A 24608-nucleotide genomic window follows, 5' to 3' on the forward strand; every position below is an offset into this window, starting at 1 on the left:
CAGCAGGATCCTGCTGGCACACGAAACGCTAGCGGCGACGCCCGCCAAGCGCGCGCTCGTCGCGCACACCCTGGCTGTCCTGGCGCAGCTCCTTCGGCAGCGAGAACACGAGGTCCTCCTCCGCCGTGACGACGGCGCGCACCATGCCATAGCCGGCGTCGGCGAGGTCGTCGAGCAGATCCTGCACGAGCACCTCGGGCACCGAGGCGCCGCTCGAGACGCCGACGGTGCGAACGCCCGCGAGCCACTCCTGCTTGACCTCGTGCGCGTAGTCGACCAGGTGGGCGGCCTTCGCGCCGTACTCGAGCGCGACCTCCGCGAGGCGCACCGAGTTGGACGAGTTCTGCGAGCCGACGACGAGCACGAGATCGGCCTGCGGGGCGATCTTCTTGATCGCGACCTGACGGTTCTGGGTGGCGTAGCAAATGTCGTCGCTGGGCGGATCCTGCAGCTTCGGGAACTTCTCGCGCAGACGGCGCACCGTCTCCATGGTTTCGTCGACGCTCAGGGTCGTCTGCGAGAGCCAGACCAGCTTCTCCGGGTCCTTGACCTCAAGGCCAGCGACATCGTCGGGCGAGTTCACGATCGTGATGTGGTCCGGGGCCTCGCCCGCGGTGCCCTCGACCTCTTCGTGGCCTGTGTGACCGATCAGCAAGATCTCCATGTCCTGCTTCGCGAAGCGCACGGCCTCGCGGTGCACCTTCGTGACGAGCGGGCAGGTCGCATCGATCGCCTGCAGGCCGCGATCCTCGGCCTCCTGCACGACTGCGGGCGACACTCCGTGGGCCGAGAACACGACGTGGGCGCCAGTGGGCACCTCGTCAACCTCTTCTACGAAAATCGCGCCCATCGTTTCGAGGGTGCGCACGACGTGCACGTTGTGCACAATCTGCTTGCGCACATACACCGGGGCGCCATAGCGCTCAAGCGCCTTCTCGACCGCGACGACGGCGCGGTCCACGCCAGCGCAATACCCGCGTGGAGCGGCGAGGAGCACGAGCTTTTCGCCCTCGACCGGTTCGTCGCGCAGCCGCCCGGCCTGACGGCGCATGCGGGGCATTGAGAGACTCACGACGGGGGCGCCAATCGTGCGCTGATCCACAGAAGAATTGGCCATGCGCCCAGTCTACGGGCCACTCCTGACTGTCCCCTGGCTCGATAGGATCGCTGCATGAGTCCCGTCTCCGTCACCGCACCCTCCACCCGCGAGGAGCCGTGGCCGGTCGCGCTCATGAGCCAGAAGCTGCGCGACTGGATCGACCGGCTCGGCATGGTCTGGATCGAGGGCGAACTCACCCAGTGGCAGGTCCGCGGCGGCAACGTCTACGGCAAGCTCAAAGACCTGAACGAGGACGCGACGGTCAGCCTCTCGGTCTGGAACTCCGTGCTGTCGAAGCTCTCGGGCGACTTCGCACAGGGCGACCGCGTCGTCGCGCTCGTGAAGGCGAACTTTTGGGTGAAGGGCGGCAGCCTCACAGTGCAAGTGCACGACCTGCGCCACGTCGGCGTGGGTGACCTGCTTGAGCGGCTCGAGCGGCTGCGCCAGCAACTGCGCAGTGAGGGCTTGTTCGACGCCGCCCGCAAGCGCCCCCTCCCCTTCCTGCCGCACCGGATCGGCCTGATAACCGGCAAGAACTCGGATGCCGAACAGGACGTGCTGCGCAACGCGAAGCTCCGCTGGCCGGGCGTGGAATTCCGGCTGCACTACGCCGCGGTGCAGGGCGACAAGGCGCCCGCCGAGGTCGTCGCCGGCATCGAGGCGCTTGACCGGGACCCCGAGGTCGACGTCATCATCATCGCCCGCGGAGGCGGCGACTTCCAGCACCTCCTGGCCTTCAGCGACGAACGCGTCGTGCGCGCCGCCGCCGCCGCGCAGACCCCCATCATCAGCGCGATCGGGCACGAAGCCGATCGGCCGCTCCTCGACGAGGTCGCCGACCTGCGCGCCTCGACCCCGACGGACGCCGCGAAGCGCGTGGTACCCGATGTCGGCGAGGAACTTGCCCGCATCGATCAGGCGCGCAGCCGCATGAGCACGCGGCTCGGCCAGCTCGTCTCGCACGAGATCGACCGGATCTCGCAGCTGCGCGGGCGCCCGGTGCTCGCGCGGCCCGAGCGGTTCATCGACGAGCGTGCCGAGGAACTGACGCGCTGGATCGCTCGCGGCACCGAGCTCGCGGAGCGCACGGTCCGCGACTCAGGCACCGTCCTCGCCGAGCTGCGCGCCCGGCTGGGCGCGCTGTCGCCGCAGGCGACGCTGGAGCGCGGATACTCGATCGCCCAGCTGCCGAGCGGCGCCGTGCTGCGGGATCCTGCCGATGCACCGGCCGGGACCGAGCTGCGCCTCGCTGTGGCGGGCGGGCGCCTGGGTGCGACGTCCGACGGACGCATAGATCTCCCTGTCGGGACCGACGGCTAGACTTGCCCTATGGCCTCCCCCGCAGATCCCGTGACGCTGAGTTATGAAGACGCGCGCGACGAACTCGTGCAGGTCGTCGCCCGCCTCGAGCAGGGCGGCGCGACCCTCGAAGAGTCGCTCGCGCTCTGGGAACGCGGCGAGGTGCTGGCCGCGCGCTGCGAAGAGTGGCTGCTCGGCGCACGCCGCCGCCTCGAAGAGGCCCGCAAGAGCGTGGCCAACACCCCGGAGAGGGACGCAGAGTAGGCATGAGCCGCAAGACGAAGGCCGTTGTTGCCGAGCTTGGACGCCCCGAAACCGCAGCCGAGACGCACGCACGCAAGACGCGCGATAGCCGCTTGTACCGTGAGCGAAAGACGGTCAACAACCTCGTCCTTTCCCTTCTCGTCTCCCTCGGCCTCGTCGCCGTGATCTTCCTCGCGGTCCCCCGCGGTGTCGGGAACACCGAGCACCGTGACATCGACGTGGCGTCCCTCGCAGCCGCGGCCTCGGCAAGCGCCGGGCACGAGCTCATTGCCCCGAAGGTGCCGGACGGCTGGCGCGCGAAGCAGGCCGAGCTGCGCTACTCCGAAACCGACAAGATCACCTACTGGTACCTGAGCTACACGACCGATAACGAGCAGTTCGCGGCGGTCACGCAGGCGTTCGGGGCGAACGACACCTGGATCGCCGAACAGCTTGAGAAGCAGACGGCCACGGGCGCTGCAACGATTGGCGGTTTCAACTGGACGGTCTATGACCACCACGAGGGCGCCACCGAGCTCGACAAGACGAACGCGAGCTTTGCCCTGCAGACCGAGGCGGGCGACGCTACGATCCTGGTCTACGGAACCGACACCCCCGACGCGATCAGCCTCCTCGCGGAGCGCGCCGTGGCGGGCCTCACCCCCAGCAAATAGAGGAGCACGTATGTCGAAGCAGCGCGTCACGCCACAGGTCGCTTGGGACACGCTTCGTGCCGGGAACGACCGGTTCATCGCCGGCACCTCGAACCACCCGAACCAGGACGTTGATCGTCGCTCCGAGCTCGTCAACGTGCAGACGCCCGACATCGCCCTCTTCGGCTGCTCAGATTCGCGCCTCGCGGCCGAGATCATCTTCGACTGTGGCCTGGGCGACCTCTTCATCGCGCGCAACATGGGGCACGTGGTGGCCGAGTCCATCACTGCATCGATGGAGTACGCGGTGACTGAGCTGGGCTCGTCACTCATCGTCGTCCTTGCGCACGACTCATGCGGCGCGGTGGCCGCGGCGATCGACCAGTCAAGCCGCACGCCGGGCACGGTCACCGATTCGGTGCGCAACACCCTGGCGCCCATCCAGCCGGCCGTGCAGCAGTACTGGCACCGCGATCACCACGAGAGCCCCTACGCCGAGGCCTCCCAGATCGACGCGAACGCGGTGGGGCGCATGCACCTTGCTGCCACGGTGAACGAGTTGCTGCGAAACTCCCGGGTCATTAGCGACGCTGTGGACCGCGGCGAGCTCGCGATCGTCGGCTGCCAGTATCGCCTCGTTGAGGGCCGCGCGGTGCCGTACACCGCCGTCGGCACGCTCGATATCGACATCCACGACGCGGCCTAGGCAGCTCGTCCCCCAAATTTTTCCTCCCCCGACACTCCGCCGAAACTAAGGATCAACGTGACTGAAGAGATCGAGTACCGCATCGAGCACGACACCATGGGTGAAGTTCGTGTGCCCAAGAACGCACTCTATGCCGCACAGACGCAGCGCGCAGTCGAGAACTTCCCGATCTCGGGCAGCGGCCTCGAGCCGGCTCAGATCGTCGCGCTCGCGCGCATCAAGCGCGCCGCCGCCATCGCGAACAGCGAGCTCGGCGTGCTCGACGCAGACATCGCGAAGGCCATTGTGGCCGCCGCCGACGAGATCATCGGCGGCGCACACCACGGCGAGTTCCCGGTCGACACCTACCAGACCGGTTCGGGCACCTCGTCGAACATGAACATGAACGAGGTCCTCGCGACCCTCGCGACGAAGCACCTCGGCGCCCCCGTGCACCCGAACGACCACGTCAACGCTTCGCAGTCGTCGAACGACGTCTTCCCGACCTCGGTGCACATCGCCGTCACGGGCGCGCTCATCGAGCAGCTGAAGCCCGCGCTCGCGCACCTCGCCGAGGCGTTCGAGGAGAAGGCCGAGCTGTGGGCGACCGCGGTGAAGCCGGGCCGCACGCACCTCATGGACGCGACCCCCGTCACCTTCGGCCAGGTCTTTGGCGGCTATGCCGCGCAGATCCGCTACGGCATCGAGCGCGTCGAGGCGGCTGTCCCCCGCGTCGCCGAGGTGCCCCAGGGCGGCACCGCCGTCGGCACCGGCATCAACACCCCCCTCGGCTTCCCCGAGAAGGTCATCGCCGAGATCGCCGCGTCGAGCGGCCTGCCCATCACCGAGGCGCGCAACCACTTCGAGGCGCAGGCGAACCGCGACGGACTTGTTGAAGCGTCGGGTGCGCTGCGCACGATCGCGGTCTCGCTGACCAAGATCAACAACGACCTCCGCTGGATGAGCTCGGGCCCGAACACCGGCCTGGGCGAGCTGCACATCCCCGATCTGCAGCCCGGCTCGTCGATCATGCCCGGCAAGGTCAACCCCGTCGTCCCCGAGGCCGTCCTCATGGTCTGCGCGCGGGTCATCGGCAACGACGCGACCATCGCATGGTCCGGCGCATCGGGAGCCTTCGAGCTCAACGTGCAGATCCCCGTCATGGGCACGGCGCTGCTCGAGTCGATCCGCCTGCTTTCGAACGCGTCGATCGTGCTCGCCGACAAGACTGTCAAGGGCCTGGTCGCGAACCTCGAGCGCGCCGAGGCACTGGCCGGCATGAGCCCGTCGACCGTCACCCCGCTGAACCGCCTCATCGGCTACGAGGCGGCCGCGAAGATCGCGAAGCACTCGGTCGCCAAGGGCATCACGGTGCGCGACGCAGTAGTCGACCTCGGCTACGTCGAGCGCGGCGAGGTCACCGAGGCCGACCTCGACAAGGCGCTCGACCTGCTCTCGATGACCCACCCGGGCGTCGCAAAGTAGTTCTGCACGGCGACGGAGAACCGTCGCGGCTGGGGCCGGGATCCTGCGGGATCTCGGCCCCTGTTGTTTCCCGCGCGGCCGGGTCGTCCGGCTGGCCCTCGTGCCGGCAACGGGCCGGGTTGCCGCGCCAACCGCCAACGGTGGCTTCGAGGGGCCGAAAAACGGCAGTGGTGCCCGGAGTCTTGCCGACCCCGGGCACCACTGCGGTGACTCAGACGATTGCGCGGTTAGGCGCGCTTGCGCCTTCCGCCGAACACGATGGCGGCTGCCCCCAGGAACGCCGCGCCGAGCGCCCCGGCAAGCCACGGCTGCAGTTCATCGCTGCCGGATTCGGCCAGCGAGGATCCTGCCCCGCTCGTGCCGCCGCCGGCACCCGAACCACCGCTTCCGGGCTGCTCGCCGTCGCCGGGAACTGTCGGATCGACCGGCGGAACGTTCGGGTCGACCGGCGCCGCGGCCACCGCGACTGTGTGCTCGACGGTATTGCCGTTCACGGAGAGCGTGAGCGTGCCCGTGCCCTCGCCTGTCGCGGTCAGCTGGCCGGTGTTCGGGTTGAAGCGCAGCACCCCGGCGGCCGTTGCCTCGGCGCGGCTCACCGACGACTTCCCCGCCGCGGCTTCCTCGGCCGAGCCGTCGTCGATCACCACGGCGTCGCCCGCCCACAGCGCACTCATCGGCCACTGCACCGGCACCACCCGGCCACCGTCCTGCGTGAGCGTCGCGTCGATGGTGATCGTGTCGCCCAAGGTCATGGCCGCCGGGATCGCTGCGGTGGCTCCGAGGGTCAGCTCATCTACGCGCGGCTTGACCTCCGCCTGCAGCCAGTTGGTCCGACTCGTGACGGGGGCAGGATCGCTCCCGACGACGCCCGCCCCGGGGTTGATGCCGAGCATCGCCCAGCCGGTGAACCCGCCCTGCGACGGGGACCCCGAAGGGCTCTTGCCGCTGTTTCCTGTGAGGAGGTTCGAGACGCCGTCGAAGCTCGTCGCGTGGAAGACCCCGGCGTGCCCATTCATTGCCGCGATCGACTTTCCAGTGTCCGCGCGGAACTCCGCGAGCCGGGCCTGGAACTTCCGCGCTTCCAGGCGGTCAGAGATCTGGCTGTCCTTGCTCGCCTTGGGGTCGTCCGCCGGGTGGTGCGCGAACACCAGCACGCCGGTGATGCTCGAGTCGTCCGCCACGTCCTCGAGCGCCCGCTCGAGGAAGTTCATCTGCGTGGAGTCGGACCGGTTGAACGATCCATCCGCGGTGTTCAGCGTGATGATCAGGGTACTTCCCAGCTGCTGCTTCGTCTTAGTCGGCCCAAACTCGTCAATGAAGTTCTGGATCGGCCCGCCCATGACCTCGTGGTTGCCGGGGAGATATACCCACGGCAGCTGATCGCCGATCTCCTCGTCCAGAATCCGCCGGGCGAGGTCGAAGTCCTCGGGCGCCGCCTCGTCGACGAAGTCTCCCATGATGACGAACATCTCAGGCTTCGCCGCGAGAATCTCACGCAGGGTCTGACGCGCGCCCTGCACGTTTTGTCCCTCGGGATTTCGCGCGACGAACTGCGCATCGCTCATCACCGCGATGCGCTGCGCTCGCCCGTCCACGGTGCCGTTGGTCACCACGAGAGGGTCGTGCACCGTCGCGGTCGTGGGCTGTGCCACGTCGGGGGCCACCACGGCCGTGATTCCCGCGAAGATGGTTTCGCCGCGGTACTGCTTCGCCGCTGAGGTCTCCATCATGCGAACGCGCTCGAGCGTCAACGGGAACGCGGTGCCGGTCGGTACCGGGAAGGTGACCTGTTGCCAACCGGTCCAGCTGGTGTGCGGCCCGTCGAGGTTGATCGTCGTGCCGGCACCGGTCTTGAGCTGCAACCGCGGCCAGGTGGCCTTGCCGTCACCGTGCAGCCACATCGTGATCGCCTGCGGCTGGCCGGGAATGCTGATCGGTGCGGCAGCCACCGCGTAGGCGCCGCGCGTCCCCGTCGAGCTGCCGAAGTCGTACGTCAGCTTGAGCGCGGCCTCGCCGTTCGGCCCGGTTGCCGGGCTCAGCTGACCGGTTGCACGGTCCGAACGGAAGGTCCAGTCCGCCCCGTCGCCCAGGTCGGCGACCGACTTCTCCTCGAGGCCGACCGTCACCGCGACGTCGACGCGGTGACCGCCGGCCGAGAACGATACGGTGACCGCACCCGACGCGGTTTGCGGGGTGATGGTGAAGGTGTCGGTCCCCGTGGCCTCGACCAGCACGTCGGTACCCGCGGCAACGGTGAGGTCGCTGGTCTCGATGGGTGCCGAGAACCCGTCGCGATCGATGCCCGTGACCTGCACCGTCGCGGTGGTGTTGCCGTCGGGCAGGGCGATCACGCTCTTGCTGGCGCGCAGCTGCTCGAGCGCGCCCAGCACGCGCAGCTCGCTCGAGGCGGTCTTGCCCTCGGCCGTGAACGACACGGAGGCGCGCCCCGGGGTCTGCCCGGTCACCCGCGCAGTGTCGCCGTCGACAGCGGCGATCGTCGCGTTGGCGCCGCCGATCGAGAACTCACCGGACGTGGGGGTCGCCGCGCGGTTCGCGTCGAGCCCCGTGCCGGCTACCGTGCGACTCAGCCCCGGGAAGACCGCGTCGGCGTGTGCCGAGCTGATCTCCGGGGTGACCGTCACGTCGGCGACGCCGGTGAACTCCGCCGTTGACGAGAACACGAGGCTATTCGGCACGTTGCGCAGGTTGCCGTCGGAGGGGGCGTTGCCGATGCTCATCTCGTTCGTCCCGGGCTCGCGCATCAGGAGGGTGCTCGAGCCGCCGCCATCGAGGTTGACCGCGTTGTGCGCACCGAGTTCCACCATGAACTGGCCGAGCTCGTCGAGCGCCATGCCCCGCGAGTGGCTCTGGCGGCCATCGATCGACACGATGTAGATCGTGCTGCCGTCGGCGCTCACCCCCGCCGCGGTGCGCGGCTCGCCGGTGCCGGCCGCGCCCGTGACGACTCCATCGCGGAGAAGCCGCTGGCTGCCGCTGATCGAGACGTCGACATCGGAGCTCGCCGAGACCGTCACGGGCACCGCGTCACCCGGCTGCGCGCTCGCAAAGAGATCCACCGCCGCGCCGCGGGCCAGCAGGACCGAAGTGCCCGATCCGATTAACGCCGGCGCGGTGAGCTCGGCGAGATCCGCGCTCGTGCGCACGATCTTCCCATCCGCGATCTCGACCCGGAGAAACTTCGGGTCGATGTTCGCCGGTCCGCCGATCGCGCGAGAAAGGGGGTACTCGCCCCACATCTGGGTGAAGTACCCGAGGCCGTCCACGGGAATGCTGATGCTGTTGACCGAGGGCACCGCGTGGCTCGTGCCGCCAATGTCAACGGTAGCCGCCGAGCTCATCGCCTGCACCGCCGCGAGCCCGTTCGCTACGGTCAGACTCTCGGTCGGGGTGCCGCTCGCGGTTTTGACTCCCTCGGAGGAGGAGACGTTCGTGCCGAACGCGACACCCGAGTTGTTGATGTCGAAGAACGAACCGTTAATCGCCGCGACCGCCTGCCCGCCGATCGTGTGCTCGGTGACGGGCGCCGGGCGCGACAGCGCGCCGGAGTCACGCACGTCGAGGCTGAGGCTCGGGGTGCTGAGGTCGGCGATGAGCACGTCACCGGTCACCCAACCCTGCGCCTGCAACCGGTCGAAGCTGGTGGCCTTGAGCCCCGGCGCAATGGTCCGGGTATCGGCACGCAGCAGGCTGGAGCCTGCGCCGCCCAGTTCGAGCCCGCCGGTATCGGGCGCGGCATAGACCGGGTGCTGCAACGCGGGCTGCGTCAGCGACGCCCCGCTCGCGAGAATGCCGAGGCAGAGCCCGGCCGTCAGAATAGTTCGAACAGTTGATCGGGAGAACCAAGTCACAAGAAGACCGCAGACCTTTCGAGATGTCGCGGCGCCCCTGAACCTTCGCGGCAGGGCACGGTGCGTGCTCGACCTGGGCGCCGCATCCACCGTAGGGATGCAAGCTGTCGCGCAGGCAAACGGGAAGAGTCTTCCGCTGAACGTCGTCGTTTGCCCTGGTCTGGTATGCGCGAGGCTCGAGGGGCGGCGGCGCCGAAGTGACGCAGCAGGTGAACGTATTGGAGCGGACCGCGATGCGATCCTGCGGGACCTCAGCCCTGCGCCGTCCCCGCGCCGCCACTTGATAGCGTCAAACGCATGAACCATCAGGATGCATGGCAGCGACGAGTCGACGAGCTCTGGGACAGCGGGCAGGATCCTGCCGAGACGCTCGCCGCGATGCTGGCGCTCGCGGCGGAGCTGCCGTCCACTGACCCGCGTGGGCCGTTCGAACTCGGCGGCGCCTACGACTCGGCCGGGTTCGAGGCGGAAGCGGCGGCCGAATACGAACGGGCGATCGAGCTCGGGCTGGCCGGCCCCGAGCGCGCGCAACTCGACGTCCAGTACGCATCGACGCTCCGAAACCTCGGCCGCTTTGACGAGGCCGTTGCGGTGTTGTCCGCGTCGGAGCCCGATGCGTCGGTGGGCGCCGCCCGTGAGGCATTCCTCGCGCTCTGCCTACATTCGGCGGGCCGAGTCGAAGACGCGTTGGCCGTGGCGCTCGAGGCGCTGGAGCCGACGCTGCCGCGCTACCGCCGCTCGCTCACGGCCTATGCGGCCGAGCTGCGGGCGGGCGGTAGCGCACCCCGCTGATCGAAGCGGTCAATCCCGATCGAGGGATCACTATCTGCCGGTGCGCATGCCTCAGCACCCACAGCTTGTGAACTCTCGATTGCGGCGGAGCGGAAGCGGCGCGGCAGCCGAGCGGAGCCGAGCTGCCGCGCTATCCCGCCAGCCCGCGCCGCACCGTCGACGCGAGTGACGCAGCAGACGACGGGTGGAACATCCCGGCGAGCACGTCGCGGTACAGCCGGGCGAGCTCGGAGTCGGCCTGGAACCCGCGGGAGCCGACGAAGCGCATCGCGACGTCCACCGCGCGCCTCGCCTCGTCCGTCACCCGGTTCTTCGCTGCGGCGAGCGCGAGGAACCAGTCGTCGCGGTCGGCCCGCGCATCGACGTCGCGCGCGAGCACCTCGAGCGCGTCGAGGCTTGCGCGGTGCTCGAGCACCGCGTCGGTCAGGCGGGCAGCGGTGTCCGGGTCGTCGAGGCGGATCCCGTCGCCGGCCGGCCGGCGCGCCGCCTCGGTCGCGAGCTCGAGCGCGCGGTCCGCGATCCCCGCGTACACGGCGGCGGTGAGCACGGAGAACGAGGCGAAGATGCCGAGCACGATCGGGTCGGTGGGCTCGAACGGGGCGATGGACCCGGCGACGTCCTCCGCCGCGACCGGCACCTGATCGAGCGTGGTCGCCCAGCTCTGTGTTGCACGCATGCCGAGCGGATTCCACTGCCCCGGGTGGGAAATGCCCGGCCCACCACGATCGGCGGCACGCACCCCGGCGCCCCCGCGCCGCGCGAAGCCGAAGATCACGCGGGGCGCGTCGGGGTCGCTGTCGTCACGGGCATGCAGCCCGAGCCGCGTCCACACGGGCGACAGCGTCGTGAAGACCTTGGTGCCGCTCACGAGATAGCCGCCCGCGCCATCGGGCACAGCGCTCGAGCGGGAGTCCATCAGCACGGCGTCGTTGCCCGCCTCCGAAATACCGAAGGCGAAGATCTCGCCCGCGACCGCGTCGCGCAGCACCCAATCGAGGCGATCGTCGCCCCGGTCGTGGAGGAACCGCGCCACCTGTACCCAGACGAGGTGCATGTTGACGCCGAGCGCGGTCGCCGGGGCGTGCGCCGCGAGCCGTCGCTGCGACCGCACGAGCTCGGCGAGAGACAGGCCGGCCCCGCCGAGTTCTTCCGGCACCGGGGCCGCGAGGTAGCCCGCCATGCCGAGGTGCACCAGGTCCTCGGCAAAGAACCGGTTGTCGGCGTCATAGCCCGCCGCTCGCTCGCGAAAGGTCTCGAGCAGCTTGTTCGTGAACGGGTCCCGGGATGTCGCAGCCATGCCCCGAGCCTACGCCCGGGCGAAGGCTCGCCGGGCAGGATCCTGTCTGGCGGGATGCTGCCCGGCAGGAGCCGGTCGGCAGGATCTGACGAGTTCAGAGCCGCCGGACCGGACCCGCCGCGCGCCGGGCGCCTAGTCCTCGAGCAGCTCCGTCACGAGCGCCGCGATCTCGCTGCGCTCGGAGCGGGTGAGCGTGATGTGCCCGAAGAGGGGGTGGCCCTTCAGCCGCTCAATGACGGCGGCGACCCCGTCGTAGCGCCCCACCCGCAGGTTGTCGCGCTGCGCGACGTCGTGGGTGAGCACGACGCGCGAGTTCCGGCCCAGGCGGCTCAGCACCGTCAGCAGCACGTTCCGCTCGAGCGACTGCGCCTCGTCGACGATCACGAACGCATCGTTCAGCGAGCGCCCGCGAATGTGGGTGAGCGGCAGCACCTCGACGAGGTCGCGCGCGATCACCTCGTTCAGCACGTTCTCCGAAACGATCGAGCCGAGCGTGTCGAACACCGCCTGGCCCCAGGGGTTCATCTTGTCCTCCTGGTCGCCGGGGAGGTAGCCGAGTTCCTGGCCACCGACCGCGTAGAGGGGACGGAACACCATCACCTTGCGGTGCTGCTGCCGCTCGAGCACCGCCTCGAGCCCCGCGGCGAGCGCGAGCGCGGACTTTCCGGTGCCCGCCCGCCCGCCGAGCGACACAATCCCGACTGACGGGTCGAGCAGTAGGTCGATCGCGAGGCGCTGCTCCGCGCTGCGGCCGTGCACCCCGAAGACCTCTTGGTCACCGCGGACGAGCTTGAGGGCGCCCGCCCCGGTGATTCGGCCAAGCGCCGAGCCGCGGTCCGAGACCAGGACGACGCCCGACCCGAGCGGCTCGCCGGCGATCGCCTCGACGTTCTCGAGCTTCTCCTCGTCCCACAGCGTCGACATCTCGGCCTCGTCGATCCGAATCTCGACGATGCCCGAGTAGCTGGCGTTCGAGGCCTGCTCATGCCGGTATTCCTCCGCGCCGAGGCCGATCGCGGCCGCCTTGACCCGCATCGGCAGGTCCTTGGACACCACCGTGACGTCGAATCCCTCGGAGGCGAGATTCTGGGCGACGGCCAGGATGCGGGTGTCGTTGTCGCCGAGGCGGAGACCGCTCGGCAGCAGGCTCTGGTCGGAGTGGTTGAGCTCGACGCGCAGGGTGCCGCCCTGGTCGCCGACGGGCACCGGGAAGTCGAGGCGCAGATGCTTCTCGCGCAGCTCGTCGAGCAGGCGCAGCGCGCGGCGTGCGAAGAAGCCGAGCTCGGGGTCGTGCCGCTTCTTCTCGAGCTCGCTCACCACAACGATCGGCAACACCACCGAGTGCTCCGCGAAGCGGAACAGCGCCCCCGGGTCGGCCAGCAATACCGAGGTGTCGACCACATAGGTGCGCTCCGCCTGCATTGAGCGTTCGCTCGCGGCTGGGCGGTCGTCCCCCTGAGGGCGTTGTATGGACCGATCCTGTTCGCTCATCGTCGCCACGGTTCCTCCCAATCCGGGCCGCAGCCCGGGTCAGTGAGACGACCGATCCCGGTGGGTCGAGGGTTCATAGAGTCGCCTCGTCGGGCGCCCTGCCCGATGCCACACACGCTACGCCCGGCAGGTGACAATTCGAGCCGGACACGCGCGGGGATTGGGTGAACGTTCGGGGATTTTGCACCAGCCAGGTGTAGTTGTCAGACAACACCGGATTGGGCGCTCGCCCGCTCGACGCGCGGAATCTGCGCGGGTGGAGTAGCCTATTCCTCGGGCGCGTCTGCGCCAGAATGACCGCCGTTGTCAAACGTCGGTGCGGGGGCCGCCACTATGCGCCCGCGCGCCACCGAGGCAACGCTTGCAGAGACGGAGAGTGCGTGCGCACTATCGACTGGGCCGACGGAGCGATCGAGCTGATCGATCAGACCCTGCTTCCCCACACCATCGAGATGCGCCGGGTCACGACCCTGGACGATCTGATCGACGACATTCAGCGGCTCGCCGTCCGCGGCGCCCCGGCACTCGGTGTCGCAGGCGCCCTCGGCGTCGCGCTCATCGCGGCGAACGAGTCGGACGAAACCGGCACGCTGAACATCGACGAGGCGCGCCGCCAGGCAGCGCTGCTGCGCGAAGCACGCCCCACCGCGGTGAACCTCTCGTGGGGCGTCGACCGCGCGCTCACTGTGCTCGAGCAGGGCGCGGGAGCCGTGCTCACCGAGGCGCTGAACATCCGCGACGAGGACATCGCCGCGTGCATCTCGATGGGCCAGTACGGTGCTGAGCTCACCCGCGAGCTCGTCGACCGCGAGAAGCTGCGCATCATGACCATCTGCAACACGGGCGGCCTCGCGACCGTCGAGCGCGGCACCGCGCTCGGCGTGATCCAGACCCTGCTCGAACAGGACGCGCTGGAAGAGGCCTTCCCGCTCGAAACCCGCCCCCTGCTACAGGGCGCGCGCCTCACCGCGTTCGAGCTGCAGCGCATGGGTGCGCCCTTCCGCTTGCTCATCGACTCGGCCGGCCCGTTTCTGCTGTCCCGTGGAATCGCCGACGCCGTCTTCATCGGCGCGGACCGCATCGCGGCCAACGGTGACTCGGCGAACAAGATCGGTTCGTTCTCGCTCGCGCTCGCAGCGAAGCACGCCGGGGTCCCCTTCATCGTGGTCGCCCCCGAGACCACCGTCGACATGCTCACCCTGAGCGGCACCGACATCGAGATCGAGGACCGCGGCTCCGCCGAGGTCGGCGGCTTTGGTGGCACCCGCACCGCGCCCGAGGGCACGCAGGCGGTCAACCCGGCATTCGACGTCACCCCGCACGAGCTCATCACCGCGATCGTCACCGACCGCCGCGTGATCCGCCTGGATCGCGGCGAGACGCTCGACTCGGTTCCCCTCGGCGCCACGCGCACCCCCTAGCCTCAGCAGTTTTTCCGTAGGTTTTCCCTCACAATGACCCCCATGAAAGGATCGATCGCATGATCATCTCCTCGCGCCGCGCCAAGGCGGCTCTCACTGCGACCGCGGCTCTGTCCGTCCTCGCCCTCACCGCGTGCGGCGGCGGCGGCTCGGCTGATTCGGGCGATGCAGCCCCCGCGGACGGCCCCAAGTTCGTCTACATCACGAGCGACCCCATCGGCCAGAACGCGTTCCTCCAGTCGGGCAAGGACGGCATCGAAGCTGTCGCCACCGAGTTCGAGGGCACAGCAAAGACCTTCGAGGGCAAGGACGAGGCAACTCGTCGCTCGCACCTCGAGGCCGCGATCGCCGAGGCACCCGAGGTCGTCGTCATGCTCGGCTTCCAGTTCGGCGACGTCGCGCTCGAGCTCGCTGAGCAGAACCCGCAGCAGAAGTTCCTCCTGATCGACACCTTCGTCGAGGGCGCTCCTGAGAACCTGTACCAGGCAACCTTCCGCGAGCAGGAGCCGTCGTACCTGCTCGGCGTCGAGGCCGGCCTGCTGACCGAGGCCAACAAGGTTGGTTCGGTCCTGTCGCTCGACATCCCGCTGCTCGCCAAGTACTCGGGCGGCTTCGCGGAGGGCGCGAAGAGCGTTAACCCCGCAGTCGAGACCGTCGCGCCCCAGATCATCGGCGGCGACAACCCGTTCGCTGATACGGCCCGCGCCAAGGAGCAGGCTCTCGCCTATGCCGCGTCCGGCGTCGATCAGGTCTTCGCCGTTGGCGCAGCCGCCAACCCCGGCATCATGGAGGCCGCAGCCGAGAAGGGCTTCTTCGCCTACGGCGTCGACACCAACCAGTGCCCGCTGGCCCCCGGATTCGTCGTTGACGGCTCGATCAAGGCCGTGAACGCGGTCGTCGAGACCGTGGTCGGCGAGATCATGGACGGCACCAGCGCGGCAGACGCGACGACGTCCTTCGGCCTGGCCGAGGGCGGCATGACGATCGTCAGCCTCACGGACGACGCAGCTGACTCGCAGTGCACCGTCATGGAGAACCCTGAGGTCCTCGAGCAGGTCCAGCAGGCGTTCGATGACATCGTCGCCGGCAAGATCAAGGTCACGGATCCCTTGGCCTAAATCGCTCCGCATCGAAGGCGCTGCCCAGGTTGTCACAGACACCCGGGCAGCGCCTTCGGTAATGTTTTACCCTGTTCTGTCTTCCCATCCAAAGGAGCGCATGTGACCGTCGAAGTCTCGATGCGGAGCATCACGAAGCGATTCCCCGGCGTCCTCGCGGACGACCAGGTCGACCTCGAGGTCGAGTCGGGCGAGATCCACGCGCTCATGGGCGAGAACGGCGCCGGCAAGTCGATCCTGATGTCGATGCTCGCCGGCGTGTACCAGCCCGATGAGGGCGAAATCTTCATTCGCGGGGAGCGCCAGCACTTCGCCTCGCCCCTCGACGCAATCGATGCCGGCATCGGCATGGTCTTTCAATCCTTCAAGCTCTTTCCCTCGCTGACGATCGCCGAGAATGTCGTCTTCCGCAGCGAACCGACTCAGCGCGGGCTCATCAACCGAGCCGAGGCGAACCGCAAGGTCGCCGAGATTGCCGAGCAGTACGGCCTCGCGATCGACCCCTCCGCCCGCGTCGATTCGGTCCCCGTGGGCGTCCTCCAGCGCGTCGAGATCGTCAAAGCGCTCTACCGCAATGCCCAGGTCCTCATCCTCGACGAGCCCACCGCCGTGCTCACGCCGCAGGAAACCGAGCGCCTCTTCGACGTGCTGCGCGCGCTCAAGGCCGACGGTCGCACGATCATCCTGATCACCCACAAGCTGAACGAGGTCATGGCGATCTCGGACCGCGTCACCGTGCTGCGTGACGGCCGCAATGTCGCGAGCCTCGTCACCGCCGAAAGCTCCCCCGCGGAGATCACCCGGCACATGACCGGCCGTGACGTCGACCTCAGCACCCCGCCGCCCGCCAACGCGCCAGGCAACGTCGTGCTCGACGTCGCCGGACTCTCGGTGCCCGGCGCCGGCCGGCCCGCCGTCGCCGAGGCGAGCCTCTTCGTGCGCTCCGGCGAGGTCGTCGGCATCGCCGGCGTCGCTGGCAACGGGCAGGTCGAGCTTGCCGAGGCCATCATCGGCATGCGTGGGATCTCCGCCGGCACCATCGCCGTGAAGGGGCAGGATCTCAGCCGCGCGTCCATCGCCGATCGCCGCGACGGCGGCATCGCCTACGTCCCTGAGGACCGGCACGGGGTGGGCAGCGCTGGCACGGCCGACGCGATCGAGAACCTGGCGCTTGGGCACCACCGGAGCGCGCCGATCCTCAGCCGCGGCCTCCTGGCCCGCGGCCCCATGCTCGAGCACGCCAAGCGCCTGATCGCTCGCTTCGGCGTCAAAATCGCCGGGCCCACCACCGCGGTGGGCACACTCTCGGGCGGCAACCTGCAGAAGATCGTCGTGGCACGCGAGCTGGACTACCGCTCGCCGCTGCTCATCGCCGAGCAGCCGACCCGTGGCGTCGATATCGGCGCCATCGAGGCGATCCACCGCGAACTCTGCGAGTATCGCGACGGCGGCGGCGCCCTCCTACTCATCTCCGCGGAGCTGAGCGAGATCATGTCGCTCTCCTCGCGCATTCTCGTCATGTTCGAGGGCCGCGTCGTCGCCGAGGTCCCGAAGGCCGACGCCACCGAAGCACTGCTGGGCTTGTACATGGCCGGGCACGCCCCCGAGGCGCGGCACCGACCCGGCACGTTTGCAGCCGCGCTCAACCCCGCCACCGGCACCGCCACCGCGAAGGAGTCTGCACAGTGACCGTCCTGCGAAAGATTGGGCGCTGGGCGGCAGGCCCGATCCCCGTCTCCGTCATCCTCGCGTTCCTCATCGGCGCCTGCCTCATGCTCATTGCCGGGGTCGACCCGCTGAGCGGGTACGCGGCCATGTTCACCGGATCGTTCGGCAGCGGCGCTGGCTTCGCGAACACCCTCGCCCGCGCGATCCCGATCATCGGTATCGGCATCGCGATCGCCGTGGCGTTCCGCGCCGGCATCATCAACCTCGGCACCGAGGGCCAGGCTGGCCTCGGCGCGCTCGCGGGCGGCATCGTGGCGATCTACGTGCCCGGGCCCGCGGCCCTGATCGTCCCGCTCGCATTCGTCGTGGCGATCGCGACCGGCGCGCTCTGGGGCCTCATCGCAGCCGCCCTGCAGAACCTGCTCGGCGTCCCGATCCTGCTCTCGACCCTGCTGCTCAACTATCCCGCGCGCTACTTCTCTTCGTGGATGATCCGCTTCAAACTCGACGAACCCACCTCTGACCTCGTCGCGAGCGAGCAGGTCCGCCCCGAGGTGCAGCTCTCGATGCTCGTGCCGCGTGATTCGGCATTCGCCGAGGTGCTGCGGAACACGTTCGGACCGACGAGCCCCGTGACTGCGGTCCTCACGAGCGTCAACTGGTCGCTGGTGATCGTGATCATCGTCGTGCTGGGAGCGATCTTCGTCAACCGCCGCACGCGCTACGGCTTCGAGTCGGGCCTCAGCGGCCAGAACGCCGAGTTCGTCCGCTACGCCGGGGTCAAGCCCGGCCCGCTGGTGCTGCGCACGATGGCGATCTCGGGCGGCCTCGCCGGCATGTTCGGCATGCTGCTCGTCATCGGGGCGCCGAACACCCGCCTCATCGAGGGCCAGTTCCTGCAGACCAACTACGCCTGGACCGCGCTGCTCGTGACCTTGCTCGCGCTGTACCGGCCCACCGGCATCGTCATCGCCGGCGTCTTCTTCGCCGCCATCATGGTCGGCAGCGACGCGATGGGCCGCGAGCTCGGGCTCTCCCCGCAGATCGCTTCAGTCATCCAGGCGCTCGTCATCATCCTGCTCGCGTTCAAGGTCGCGCTCCCCCGCTTCCGCAAGAAACAACCCGAAACCACGGCCACGGAGGCGGGACGATGAATATCCTCGATGTGTTTGATCAGGACCTCATCTCGTCGGTCCTCCGCTCGCTGATCCCGATCCTGTTGGCGGCGCTCGGAGGCATGATCGCCGACCGCGCCGGCGTCTTCAACATCGGCCTCGAGGGCATGCTCCTCGTCGGCGCGTTCGCCGGCGTCGCCGCCTCGTTCTTCACGCACAACTGGCTGATCGGCGTCATCGTCGCGATGATGGCCGGTGCACTGTTCTCGCTGATCCTCGGCTACGGGGCGGTCTATCGCAAGGGCGACCCGATCGTGCTCGCGATCGCGATGAACATCCTCGCGGTCGGCATGACGAGCTTCTTGCTCGTCGCGATGTTCAAGGTGCAGGGCTCGTTCCAGGATCCGGGCATCGACAGCATCCCGGTCTGGCGCATCCCCGTGCTCGCCGACATCCCCTGGATCGGCGCGCTCTTCGCGCTGACCCCGCTCGGATACCTCGCGCTGCTGCTCGTCCCCGCCCTCTGGATCATGCTCTTCCGCATGCCCGTCGGCCTGCGCCTGCGCGGCGTCGGCGAGCGCCCCCTGGCGGCCTCCACCATGGGCGTCAACCCGCAGCGGTACCAGCTCTGGGCGGTCGTCGCTTCGGGCGCCCTCGCGGGCCTCGGCGGCGCGCAGCTCGCACTCGGAAACGTCGTCGGCTTTACCGAGAACATGTCGGCAGGCCGCGGCTGGATCGCGGTCGTCGTGGTCATGCTCGCCCGCGCGCACCCGGTCGGCGTGCTGGGCGCGGCGCTCCTGTTCGGCTTCGCCGACGCGATCGGGTTCCGCCTGCAGGCGTTTGGCCTGCCGCAGCAGCTCACCGATGCCGGCCCGTACGTCATTACGCTCATCGCGCTGATCCTGATGAGCACCCGCTTCCGTAAGTCCCGTCAGGCGCAGCTCGCGTGAGTGGCGCGGTGAACTCTGGGCAGGATCCTGCCGTCGTGACGGTCGACAACGTCGCGGCCGAGGCCGTGCAGCTACCCGCGGAGGCCGTGGCCTGGGCGGAGCGCCTGCAGCTCGAACCGCTCGAGCACGAGGGCGGGCTCTACCGCCGCACCTACCTCGACGAGCATTCGAGCGCGATCCTGTATCTGCTCGCCGACCCGGACTTCTCGGCGCTGCACAGCCTCGACGGCGTCGAGGTGTACCACTGGCACGCCGGGTCCGCCCTGCGCCTGCTGCTGCTGCACCCCGACGGGCGCGTCGAAGAACCCGTGCTCGGCCCCGACGCGGAAGCCGGTCAGCTGCCGCAGATCGTCGTTCCCGCTGGGGTGATGCAGGGATCCTCCCCTCAAGGTGAATGGTGCCTCATCGGTACGACAATGGCGCCCGCGTTCAACTGGGAGGGCTTCGTGCTCGGGGAGCGCGCGGCGCTCACGGCCGCCTACCCCGCCGCGGCCGGCCGCATCGCGGAACTCACCCGCTAGCTGTCCCACTCCGCCGCCTCGCCGGCGAGAGAATGCGAAAATGCACCCCTCCGGCAGGGTGTTGCAGCGATTGACCCTGTCGGAGGGGTGCATTTTCGGCGGCGGCGCGGCGCCGGGGCCCCGAGGGCCCGAGACAGCGCGCCGCGGTGACGAACTAGGCGATCAGCGCGTCGAGCGCCGTCTCGAGCGCCCCGTCGACCGCGCGGGTCACGATCTCGCGGTACGGATCGTAGTCGCCCATCGACTCGTCTGCGGCGTTCAGCGGGTTGCCGTCGATCGCGAGCACGACGCCCGCCTCGATGCCGTGCAGCGACGCGATCACGAGGAGCGCCGAGGCCTCCATCTCGACCGCGACGATGCCTGCGCGCTGCCACATCTTGTGGTCGACGCCCGTGATGACGTCGCTCGGGTAGAACATGTCGCCCGTCAGCACGATGCCGCGGTGCACGCTCAGGCCGGTCTCGGCGGCGCGGGCAGCAAGCGCGATGGTGAGCTCGGGGGTCGCAATCGCCGGGAACTCGGCGGGGACGAGCTGGTGGCTGACGCCGTCGGCCCGGACCGCGCCGGTGGCGACCACGATCGCGCCGTCAACCACGTCGGGCTGCATGCCGCCGGCGGTCCCCGAGCGGATGATGCGGGTCACGCCGCCGCGCGCGAGCTCCTCGAAGCACACCGCGGCGCCGGCAGCGCCGACACCGTGCGAGGCCACCGTCACGGGGACACCGCGGTGAGTGCCCGTGTACACGTGGTACTCACGGTTGTTCGAGAGCTGCTTGACGTCGTCCAGACGGCTGGCGACGAGCGCCGCGCGCGCCGGGTCGCCCACGACGAGGGCGCGGGGGGCGAGGTCAGAGACACGGGCGCGCAGAAGCGGCAGTTCGGCATCGGCGGGAAGTCGGACGGGAGCCATGGAAGGTCCTTTCACAGGTGGTTCGGTGGGAGATGAAACGTTGAGGTGTCCGGGCAGGATCCCGGCCGCGGCGCCTAGCGGGCAGCGGCCGCCCGGATCCTGCGGGAGGCAGCGAGCGCGGCCACCCGGACCGCGGAGGCGTCGAGCGTGAGGTGCGCGCCGTCCGCGTAGACGTGGCGGCCGCCGATGAAGACGTGGCGCACGTCGGCGCCTCGCGCGGCGAAGCCGATGTGGGAGGTGAGCGAGGGCAGCGGGGTCGCGGCGTTGCCGGTGAGATCGAGCGCGATGACGTCGGCGAGTCGGCCGGCCTCGAGAGCGCCCGTCTCGGGGAAACCGACTGCCACGGCGCCGCGGCGGGTGGCGAGCTCGATGAGATCGAGCGAGCGCACGATGGCGGCGTCCTGGTGCACCCCGCGGTGCACGATCGAGCCCGTCTTGATTTCCTCGAACAGGTCGAGCGTGTTGTTGCTGGCGACTGAGTCGGTGCCGAGCGCGATGTCCACACCCGATGCGAGCCACTCGGGCAGCGCCGCAATGCCGTTGCCGAGCTTCAGGTTCGACACGGGGTTGTGGCTGATGGCGGCGCCCGCGGCAGCAACCATCTCGAGCTCAGAGGGGGTGAGGTGCACGCCGTGGGCGATGAGTACGCGGGCGTTGAACAGGCCGAGGCTTGCGACAAAGTCCGCGGGGGTCGCCCCGAAGCGTTCGAGGATCTGCTCGACCTCGGCGGCGGACTCCGAGATGTGAATGTGCACGGGCAGGCCGCTTCGCACCGCGCGCTCCCCCACCTCGCGCAGGAACTCCGGCGGGCAAGTGTAGGGCGCGTGCGGGCCATAGGCGAGCCTGATCTGCGGGTCGCCGGCGAACTGCTCGGCGAGGGCCTCGGTCTGATCCAGGGCCTCGGCACCTGTCCAGGGGCTGACGCCGGGGAAGGCGACCGCATCTGCCGCGAACGCCGCGGGGGCAGCGAGCACGCGCATGCCGGTGGCCCGCACGAGGCCCAGCAGCTCAGCATCCCAGTGGTACATGTCGGCGAAGGTGGTCGTGCCGCTCTCGATCATCTCGAGCATCGCAAGCTGCAGGCCCGTCGCTACGTCATCGTGGGTCAGGTGCTGCTCGAGCGCCTGCACCTCGTCGAGCCACGGCATGAAGCCCTCGTCGTCGGACGAGCCACGCAACAGCGTCATCGCGGAGTGCGTGTGCCCGTTCACGAGGCCCGGCATCAACGCGTGGCCGGCGAGCACGTGGTCGGCGATGCTCCCCTCGCGTCGCGGGCCGGCGTAGGTGATGAGGCCGGCGGCGTCAAACGCCAGCTCGGCGTCGGCGACGGCGCCGCTCGGCGTCAGCATCCAGTCGGCGTGGATGACCTGCGCGGTGCGCTCGGCGTGGGGCTCGCTCATGGTGTGTGCTCTCGGGGTCAGGGAAACGCGTAATGGCAGGATCGGCTCGGCTACCAGCCGGGCGTAACGAGCATTCCGCCGTCGACGACCAGCTCGTGCCCGGTGATGAAGCTCGCGCCCGGCGAGGCGAGGAAGACGCAGGCGTTCGCGATGTCGTCGGGGCGGCCAAGGCGGCGAAGCGGGGCGGCGGCGTTCCAGCTCGCCACGCCCTCGGGCCAGTCCTGTTCGAGAGTGCCCCGGTCGATCAGGCCAGGCGAAACCGTGTTCACGCGGAGGCCGCGGGGGCCGTACTCGAGGGCGGCGGCGCGGGCGTGCATCACGACGCCGGCCTTCGCGGTCGCATAGTGGGCGTGGCCGACGGCCGGCCGGGTCGCTTCGATCGAGGCGATGTGGGTGATCCAGCCACCGGGGGCCATCGCCGCGGCGGCGGCGGCGCTCACGGCGAAGACTGCGCCGAGGTTCGTGGCGAACATGCCGTCCCAGTCGGCGCGGCTCATCTCGTCGAGCGTCTGCACGGGTTGCACGCCCGCGTTATTCACGACGCCGTCGATGCCGCCGAGCGCTGCGACCGTGCGCGCGACGAGCGTCTCGGCGGCGTCAGCGTCGTCGAGGTTGCACGCGATGGCGACCGCGGAGCCGTCGCCGTGGGCGGCGCACAGTTCGTCCGCGAGCCTTTCCGCCGCGACGGCCGACGAGCGGTACTGGATAGCGACCCGGGCGCCCGCCGCCGCAAAGCGACGTGAAATGCCCGAGCCGATGCCGCCGGCGCCGCCGGTGACGAGCACGCGCTGGCCCGAGATCGAGAAGGGATCAGCCTGAGCAGTGGAGCCGACTGTCGACATGTCCCCGCCTTCCGGTATGTTGTAAAACAACCCTAGTCCGGGGATGCGACGACGCCAAGACGTGTGGCCTCCTCGCGTCTTCGCCGATCGGAGCCCAGCGTTGGTCAGAGCCCTCACCCGTGTTGCCCATGTCGCCGGCGAGCTGCGCAGTGCCCTCGGGAACGGGACCTACGCGCCAGGCGAACGGTTGCCCACCGAGCACGAGCTCGCCGAGCGCTACGGCGTCTCGCGGCCCACCCTGCGCGCCGCGCTCCGAGAGCTCGAGGCGACCGGGCTCGTGCGCACCCAGCACGGCGTTGGCACGTTCGTGAGCGACCGGCCGCGCATCCGCGCCGGGCTCGAGCGGCTGACCTCAGTATCCGACTCCATTCGCGCGATGGGGCAGCAGCCCGGAATGACGTACCGCAGCCGAGTCATCCGCCCCGTCATGCCCGACGAGGCCGAGAAGATGGGCCTCACCGCAGAGGCGACGGCGCTCGAAGCGCGCCGCGCGATCCTCGCCGATGGCGAGCTCGTGGCGTACTCCTACGACCTGATCCCCGTCGGCGTCTTCCCCGAGGGCCGCCCGGCCGAGCACCTCGACGGCTCAATCTTCGGGTACCTGCGCGAGCAGCTGGGCCGCGTGCCCGACCACAGCGTGGCCGAAATTCACGCGGTGTCCTCCGCGCACGTCGCCTGGGGCCCCGACGCCGAAGACGAAGCGCTCTACCTGCTGCTCGACCAGCTCCACTACGACGCCGAGGGCGCGCTCCTGCTCTACTCCCGCACCTATTTCATCGAGGGACGCATCGCGTTTTCGATGCTGCGCACGGTCTGAGCCGGGCGACCCGGTCACCTCCGCCGTCAATCATGTCGGAAACGACAATCATTACGGATCGAACCGCCCCAAACACTCCGAAATGATTGTCATTTCCGGAATAATTCACGCGGGGCAGGATCCTGCGCGACCTAACGCAGGTAGAACGGGTCGAGCGCTGCCAGCAGAGACGCGACCCAGTGGCAGAGAAACGCCAGCACGGTGAGCGTGTGGAAGATCTCGTGGAATCCGAAGACCCCCGGGATCGGGTTCGGCCGCTTCATCCCGTAGACGACTGAGCCAATCGTGTAGAGCAGTCCGCCGACGACGACGAGCACCATAGCCGCCAGGTTCGCGTGCGCGATGTCAACGATAAACGCCATCGCCGCCCAGCCGAGTCCGACGTAGAGGGCGACGTAGAGCCAACGCGGGGCGTCGATCCAGAAGACTCGGAAGGCGACGCCCAAGATGGCGCCCGCCCAGACCGCGACCAGCAGGATCAGCCCCTTGTCAAGCGGCAGCGTCAGGAGCGCGAGCGGGGTGTAGGTGCCCGCGATGAGCAGGAAGATGTTGGCGTGGTCGATGCGGCGGAAGATCTGCTTGGTCGACGGCTTCCAGTTGATGCGGTGATACAGCGCCGAGTTGCCAAAGAGCAGCATGCTCGTGAGCATGAACACCGCGGACGCCCACTTCGCGACGGGGCCGTCGGCGAGGGATATGAGCACGATGCCCGCGGCGATCGTGACGGGAAAGGTGCCCGCGTGGATCCAGCCGCGCCAGGTCGGCTTCGCCTCATCGGTCGGCACCCCCGGCAGAGCAGGATCCGCCTCGTGGTCGATCGAGTCCTCGAGCAGCGGGATCGACAGGCTATCGGGCTCGGGAAACGGACGCGCTGAGCGTTCTGCGGCGGGGTCTGGCGTCATGTGCCGAGTCTACGGATCGCCGCTGAACTCC

At 69.2% G+C, this 24608-nt stretch carries 21 protein-coding genes; 13 read left to right on the forward strand and 8 right to left on the reverse strand.

Going from position 1 to position 24608, the window contains the following annotated elements; all coding sequences use genetic code 11:
- Window positions 1-28: 28 nt before the first annotated feature.
- Window positions 29-1060: a 4-hydroxy-3-methylbut-2-enyl diphosphate reductase gene (locus JW030_RS10595; RefSeq protein WP_188046327.1), complete on the reverse strand. Its 1032-nt coding sequence runs from the start codon at window positions 1058-1060 to the stop codon at window positions 29-31.
- 111 nt (window positions 1061-1171) lie between these two features.
- Here JW030_RS10595 and xseA point away from each other — a divergent pair, with 111 nt between their 5' ends.
- From xseA to JW030_RS10620, 5 genes are read left to right on the forward strand one after another with little or no spacing between them, the layout of a single operon-like run.
- Complete coding sequence (gene xseA / locus JW030_RS10600) at window positions 1172-2419, forward strand: exodeoxyribonuclease VII large subunit (protein WP_188046278.1); 1248 nt, start codon at window positions 1172-1174, stop codon at window positions 2417-2419.
- Window positions 2420-2428: 9 nt separating this feature from the next.
- Window positions 2429-2662: an exodeoxyribonuclease VII small subunit gene (locus JW030_RS10605; RefSeq protein ID WP_188046277.1), complete on the forward strand. Its 234-nt coding sequence runs from the start codon at window positions 2429-2431 to the stop codon at window positions 2660-2662.
- A 2-nt stretch (window positions 2663-2664) separates the two neighbouring features.
- Window positions 2665-3315, forward strand: a complete 651-nt coding sequence (locus JW030_RS10610) for a DUF4245 family protein (RefSeq protein ID WP_188046276.1) — start codon at window positions 2665-2667, stop codon at window positions 3313-3315.
- A 10-nt stretch (window positions 3316-3325) separates the two neighbouring features.
- Entirely contained in the window at window positions 3326-4000 is a 675-nt protein-coding gene (locus JW030_RS10615) for a carbonic anhydrase (RefSeq protein ID WP_188046275.1), read from the forward strand.
- 57 nt (window positions 4001-4057) lie between these two features.
- Complete coding sequence (locus tag JW030_RS10620) at window positions 4058-5464, forward strand: class II fumarate hydratase (protein ID WP_188046274.1); 1407 nt, start codon at window positions 4058-4060, stop codon at window positions 5462-5464.
- 227 nt (window positions 5465-5691) lie between these two features.
- On the opposite strand, the gene JW030_RS10625 is transcribed toward JW030_RS10620, so the two are convergent.
- Window positions 5692-9333: a phosphodiester glycosidase family protein gene (locus tag JW030_RS10625; protein WP_188046273.1), complete on the reverse strand. Its 3642-nt coding sequence runs from the start codon at window positions 9331-9333 to the stop codon at window positions 5692-5694.
- Window positions 9334-9630: 297 nt separating this feature from the next.
- On the opposite strand from JW030_RS10625, the gene JW030_RS10630 reads away from it, so the two are divergent.
- Window positions 9631-10125 (forward strand): tetratricopeptide repeat protein, encoded by a 495-nt coding sequence (locus JW030_RS10630; RefSeq protein WP_188046272.1) that lies wholly within the window; start codon window positions 9631-9633, stop codon window positions 10123-10125.
- A 130-nt stretch (window positions 10126-10255) separates the two neighbouring features.
- Here JW030_RS10630 and JW030_RS10635 read toward each other — a convergent pair whose 3' ends face one another.
- A complete protein-coding gene (locus JW030_RS10635; protein ID WP_188046271.1) occupies window positions 10256-11422 on the reverse strand; it encodes an acyl-CoA dehydrogenase family protein in 1167 nt (388 codons plus the stop codon).
- 132 nt (window positions 11423-11554) lie between these two features.
- Window positions 11555-12844 (reverse strand): PhoH family protein, encoded by a 1290-nt coding sequence (locus JW030_RS10640; protein ID WP_241095627.1) that lies wholly within the window; start codon window positions 12842-12844, stop codon window positions 11555-11557.
- Window positions 12845-13293: 449 nt separating this feature from the next.
- Here JW030_RS10640 and mtnA point away from each other — a divergent pair, with 449 nt between their 5' ends.
- The 6 genes from mtnA (at window position 13294) to JW030_RS10670 (ending at window position 19706) form a co-directional block, all read left to right on the forward strand.
- On the forward strand, window positions 13294-14334 hold the full coding sequence (gene mtnA / locus JW030_RS10645; protein WP_188046269.1) for an S-methyl-5-thioribose-1-phosphate isomerase: 1041 nt from the start codon (window positions 13294-13296) through the stop codon (window positions 14332-14334).
- A gap of 59 nt (window positions 14335-14393) precedes the next feature.
- Entirely contained in the window at window positions 14394-15452 is a 1059-nt protein-coding gene (locus tag JW030_RS10650) for a BMP family ABC transporter substrate-binding protein (protein ID WP_188046268.1), read from the forward strand.
- 102 nt (window positions 15453-15554) lie between these two features.
- The gene (locus JW030_RS10655; protein WP_206348558.1) at window positions 15555-17141 is read left to right on the forward strand and encodes an ABC transporter ATP-binding protein; all 1587 of its coding nucleotides are present in this window, start codon (window positions 15555-15557) and stop codon (window positions 17139-17141) included.
- On the forward strand, window positions 17138-18274 hold the full coding sequence (locus tag JW030_RS10660) for an ABC transporter permease (RefSeq protein ID WP_188046267.1): 1137 nt from the start codon (window positions 17138-17140) through the stop codon (window positions 18272-18274). The genes JW030_RS10655 and JW030_RS10660 overlap by 4 nt, the downstream gene beginning before the upstream one ends.
- The gene (locus JW030_RS10665; RefSeq protein WP_188046266.1) at window positions 18271-19185 is read left to right on the forward strand and encodes an ABC transporter permease; all 915 of its coding nucleotides are present in this window, start codon (window positions 18271-18273) and stop codon (window positions 19183-19185) included. The genes JW030_RS10660 and JW030_RS10665 overlap by 4 nt, the downstream gene beginning before the upstream one ends.
- Complete coding sequence (locus JW030_RS10670; RefSeq protein WP_241095424.1) at window positions 19182-19706, forward strand: cupin domain-containing protein; 525 nt, start codon at window positions 19182-19184, stop codon at window positions 19704-19706. The genes JW030_RS10665 and JW030_RS10670 overlap by 4 nt, the downstream gene beginning before the upstream one ends.
- A gap of 154 nt (window positions 19707-19860) precedes the next feature.
- Here JW030_RS10670 and JW030_RS10675 read toward each other — a convergent pair whose 3' ends face one another.
- The 3 genes from JW030_RS10675 to JW030_RS10685 form a co-directional block, all read right to left on the reverse strand.
- On the reverse strand, window positions 19861-20616 hold the full coding sequence (locus tag JW030_RS10675; protein WP_188046265.1) for a nucleoside phosphorylase: 756 nt from the start codon (window positions 20614-20616) through the stop codon (window positions 19861-19863).
- Between the two features lie 74 nt (window positions 20617-20690).
- Window positions 20691-22016: an amidohydrolase family protein gene (locus tag JW030_RS10680; protein WP_188046264.1), complete on the reverse strand. Its 1326-nt coding sequence runs from the start codon at window positions 22014-22016 to the stop codon at window positions 20691-20693.
- 50 nt (window positions 22017-22066) lie between these two features.
- Entirely contained in the window at window positions 22067-22858 is a 792-nt protein-coding gene (locus tag JW030_RS10685; protein ID WP_188046263.1) for an SDR family NAD(P)-dependent oxidoreductase, read from the reverse strand.
- A gap of 100 nt (window positions 22859-22958) precedes the next feature.
- On the opposite strand from JW030_RS10685, the gene JW030_RS13605 reads away from it, so the two are divergent.
- Entirely contained in the window at window positions 22959-23675 is a 717-nt protein-coding gene (locus JW030_RS13605) for a GntR family transcriptional regulator (protein WP_285895462.1), read from the forward strand.
- Between the two features lie 131 nt (window positions 23676-23806).
- On the opposite strand, the gene JW030_RS10695 is transcribed toward JW030_RS13605, so the two are convergent.
- On the reverse strand, window positions 23807-24577 hold the full coding sequence (locus JW030_RS10695) for a hemolysin III family protein (protein ID WP_188046261.1): 771 nt from the start codon (window positions 24575-24577) through the stop codon (window positions 23807-23809).
- Window positions 24578-24608: the final 31 nt, after the last annotated feature.

The sequence above is a fragment of the Leucobacter sp. CX169 genome (assembly GCF_017161405.1).
Classification (GTDB): Bacteria; Actinomycetota; Actinomycetes; order Actinomycetales; family Microbacteriaceae; genus Cx-87.

Coding starts and splice junctions, on each gene's coding strand:
- JW030_RS10595 (WP_188046327.1), bottom strand. CDS start 1,060: ATGCCCCGCATGCGCCGTCAGGCCGGGCGGCTGCGCGACGAACCGGTC.
- xseA (WP_188046278.1), top strand. CDS start 1,172: ATGAGTCCCGTCTCCGTCACCGCACCCTCCACCCGCGAGGAGCCGTGG.
- JW030_RS10605 (WP_188046277.1), top strand. CDS start 2,429: ATGGCCTCCCCCGCAGATCCCGTGACGCTGAGTTATGAAGACGCGCGC.
- JW030_RS10610 (WP_188046276.1), top strand. CDS start 2,665: ATGAGCCGCAAGACGAAGGCCGTTGTTGCCGAGCTTGGACGCCCCGAA.
- JW030_RS10615 (WP_188046275.1), top strand. CDS start 3,326: ATGTCGAAGCAGCGCGTCACGCCACAGGTCGCTTGGGACACGCTTCGT.
- JW030_RS10630 (WP_188046272.1), top strand. CDS start 9,631: ATGAACCATCAGGATGCATGGCAGCGACGAGTCGACGAGCTCTGGGAC.
- JW030_RS10635 (WP_188046271.1), bottom strand. CDS start 11,422: ATGGCTGCGACATCCCGGGACCCGTTCACGAACAAGCTGCTCGAGACC.
- JW030_RS10640 (WP_241095627.1), bottom strand. CDS start 12,844: ATGCAGGCGGAGCGCACCTATGTGGTCGACACCTCGGTATTGCTGGCC.
- JW030_RS10650 (WP_188046268.1), top strand. CDS start 14,394: ATGATCATCTCCTCGCGCCGCGCCAAGGCGGCTCTCACTGCGACCGCG.
- JW030_RS10665 (WP_188046266.1), top strand. CDS start 18,271: ATGAATATCCTCGATGTGTTTGATCAGGACCTCATCTCGTCGGTCCTC.
- JW030_RS10675 (WP_188046265.1), bottom strand. CDS start 20,616: ATGGCTCCCGTCCGACTTCCCGCCGATGCCGAACTGCCGCTTCTGCGC.
- JW030_RS10680 (WP_188046264.1), bottom strand. CDS start 22,016: ATGAGCGAGCCCCACGCCGAGCGCACCGCGCAGGTCATCCACGCCGAC.
- JW030_RS10685 (WP_188046263.1), bottom strand. CDS start 22,858: ATGTCGACAGTCGGCTCCACTGCTCAGGCTGATCCCTTCTCGATCTCG.
- JW030_RS10695 (WP_188046261.1), bottom strand. CDS start 24,577: ATGACGCCAGACCCCGCCGCAGAACGCTCAGCGCGTCCGTTTCCCGAG.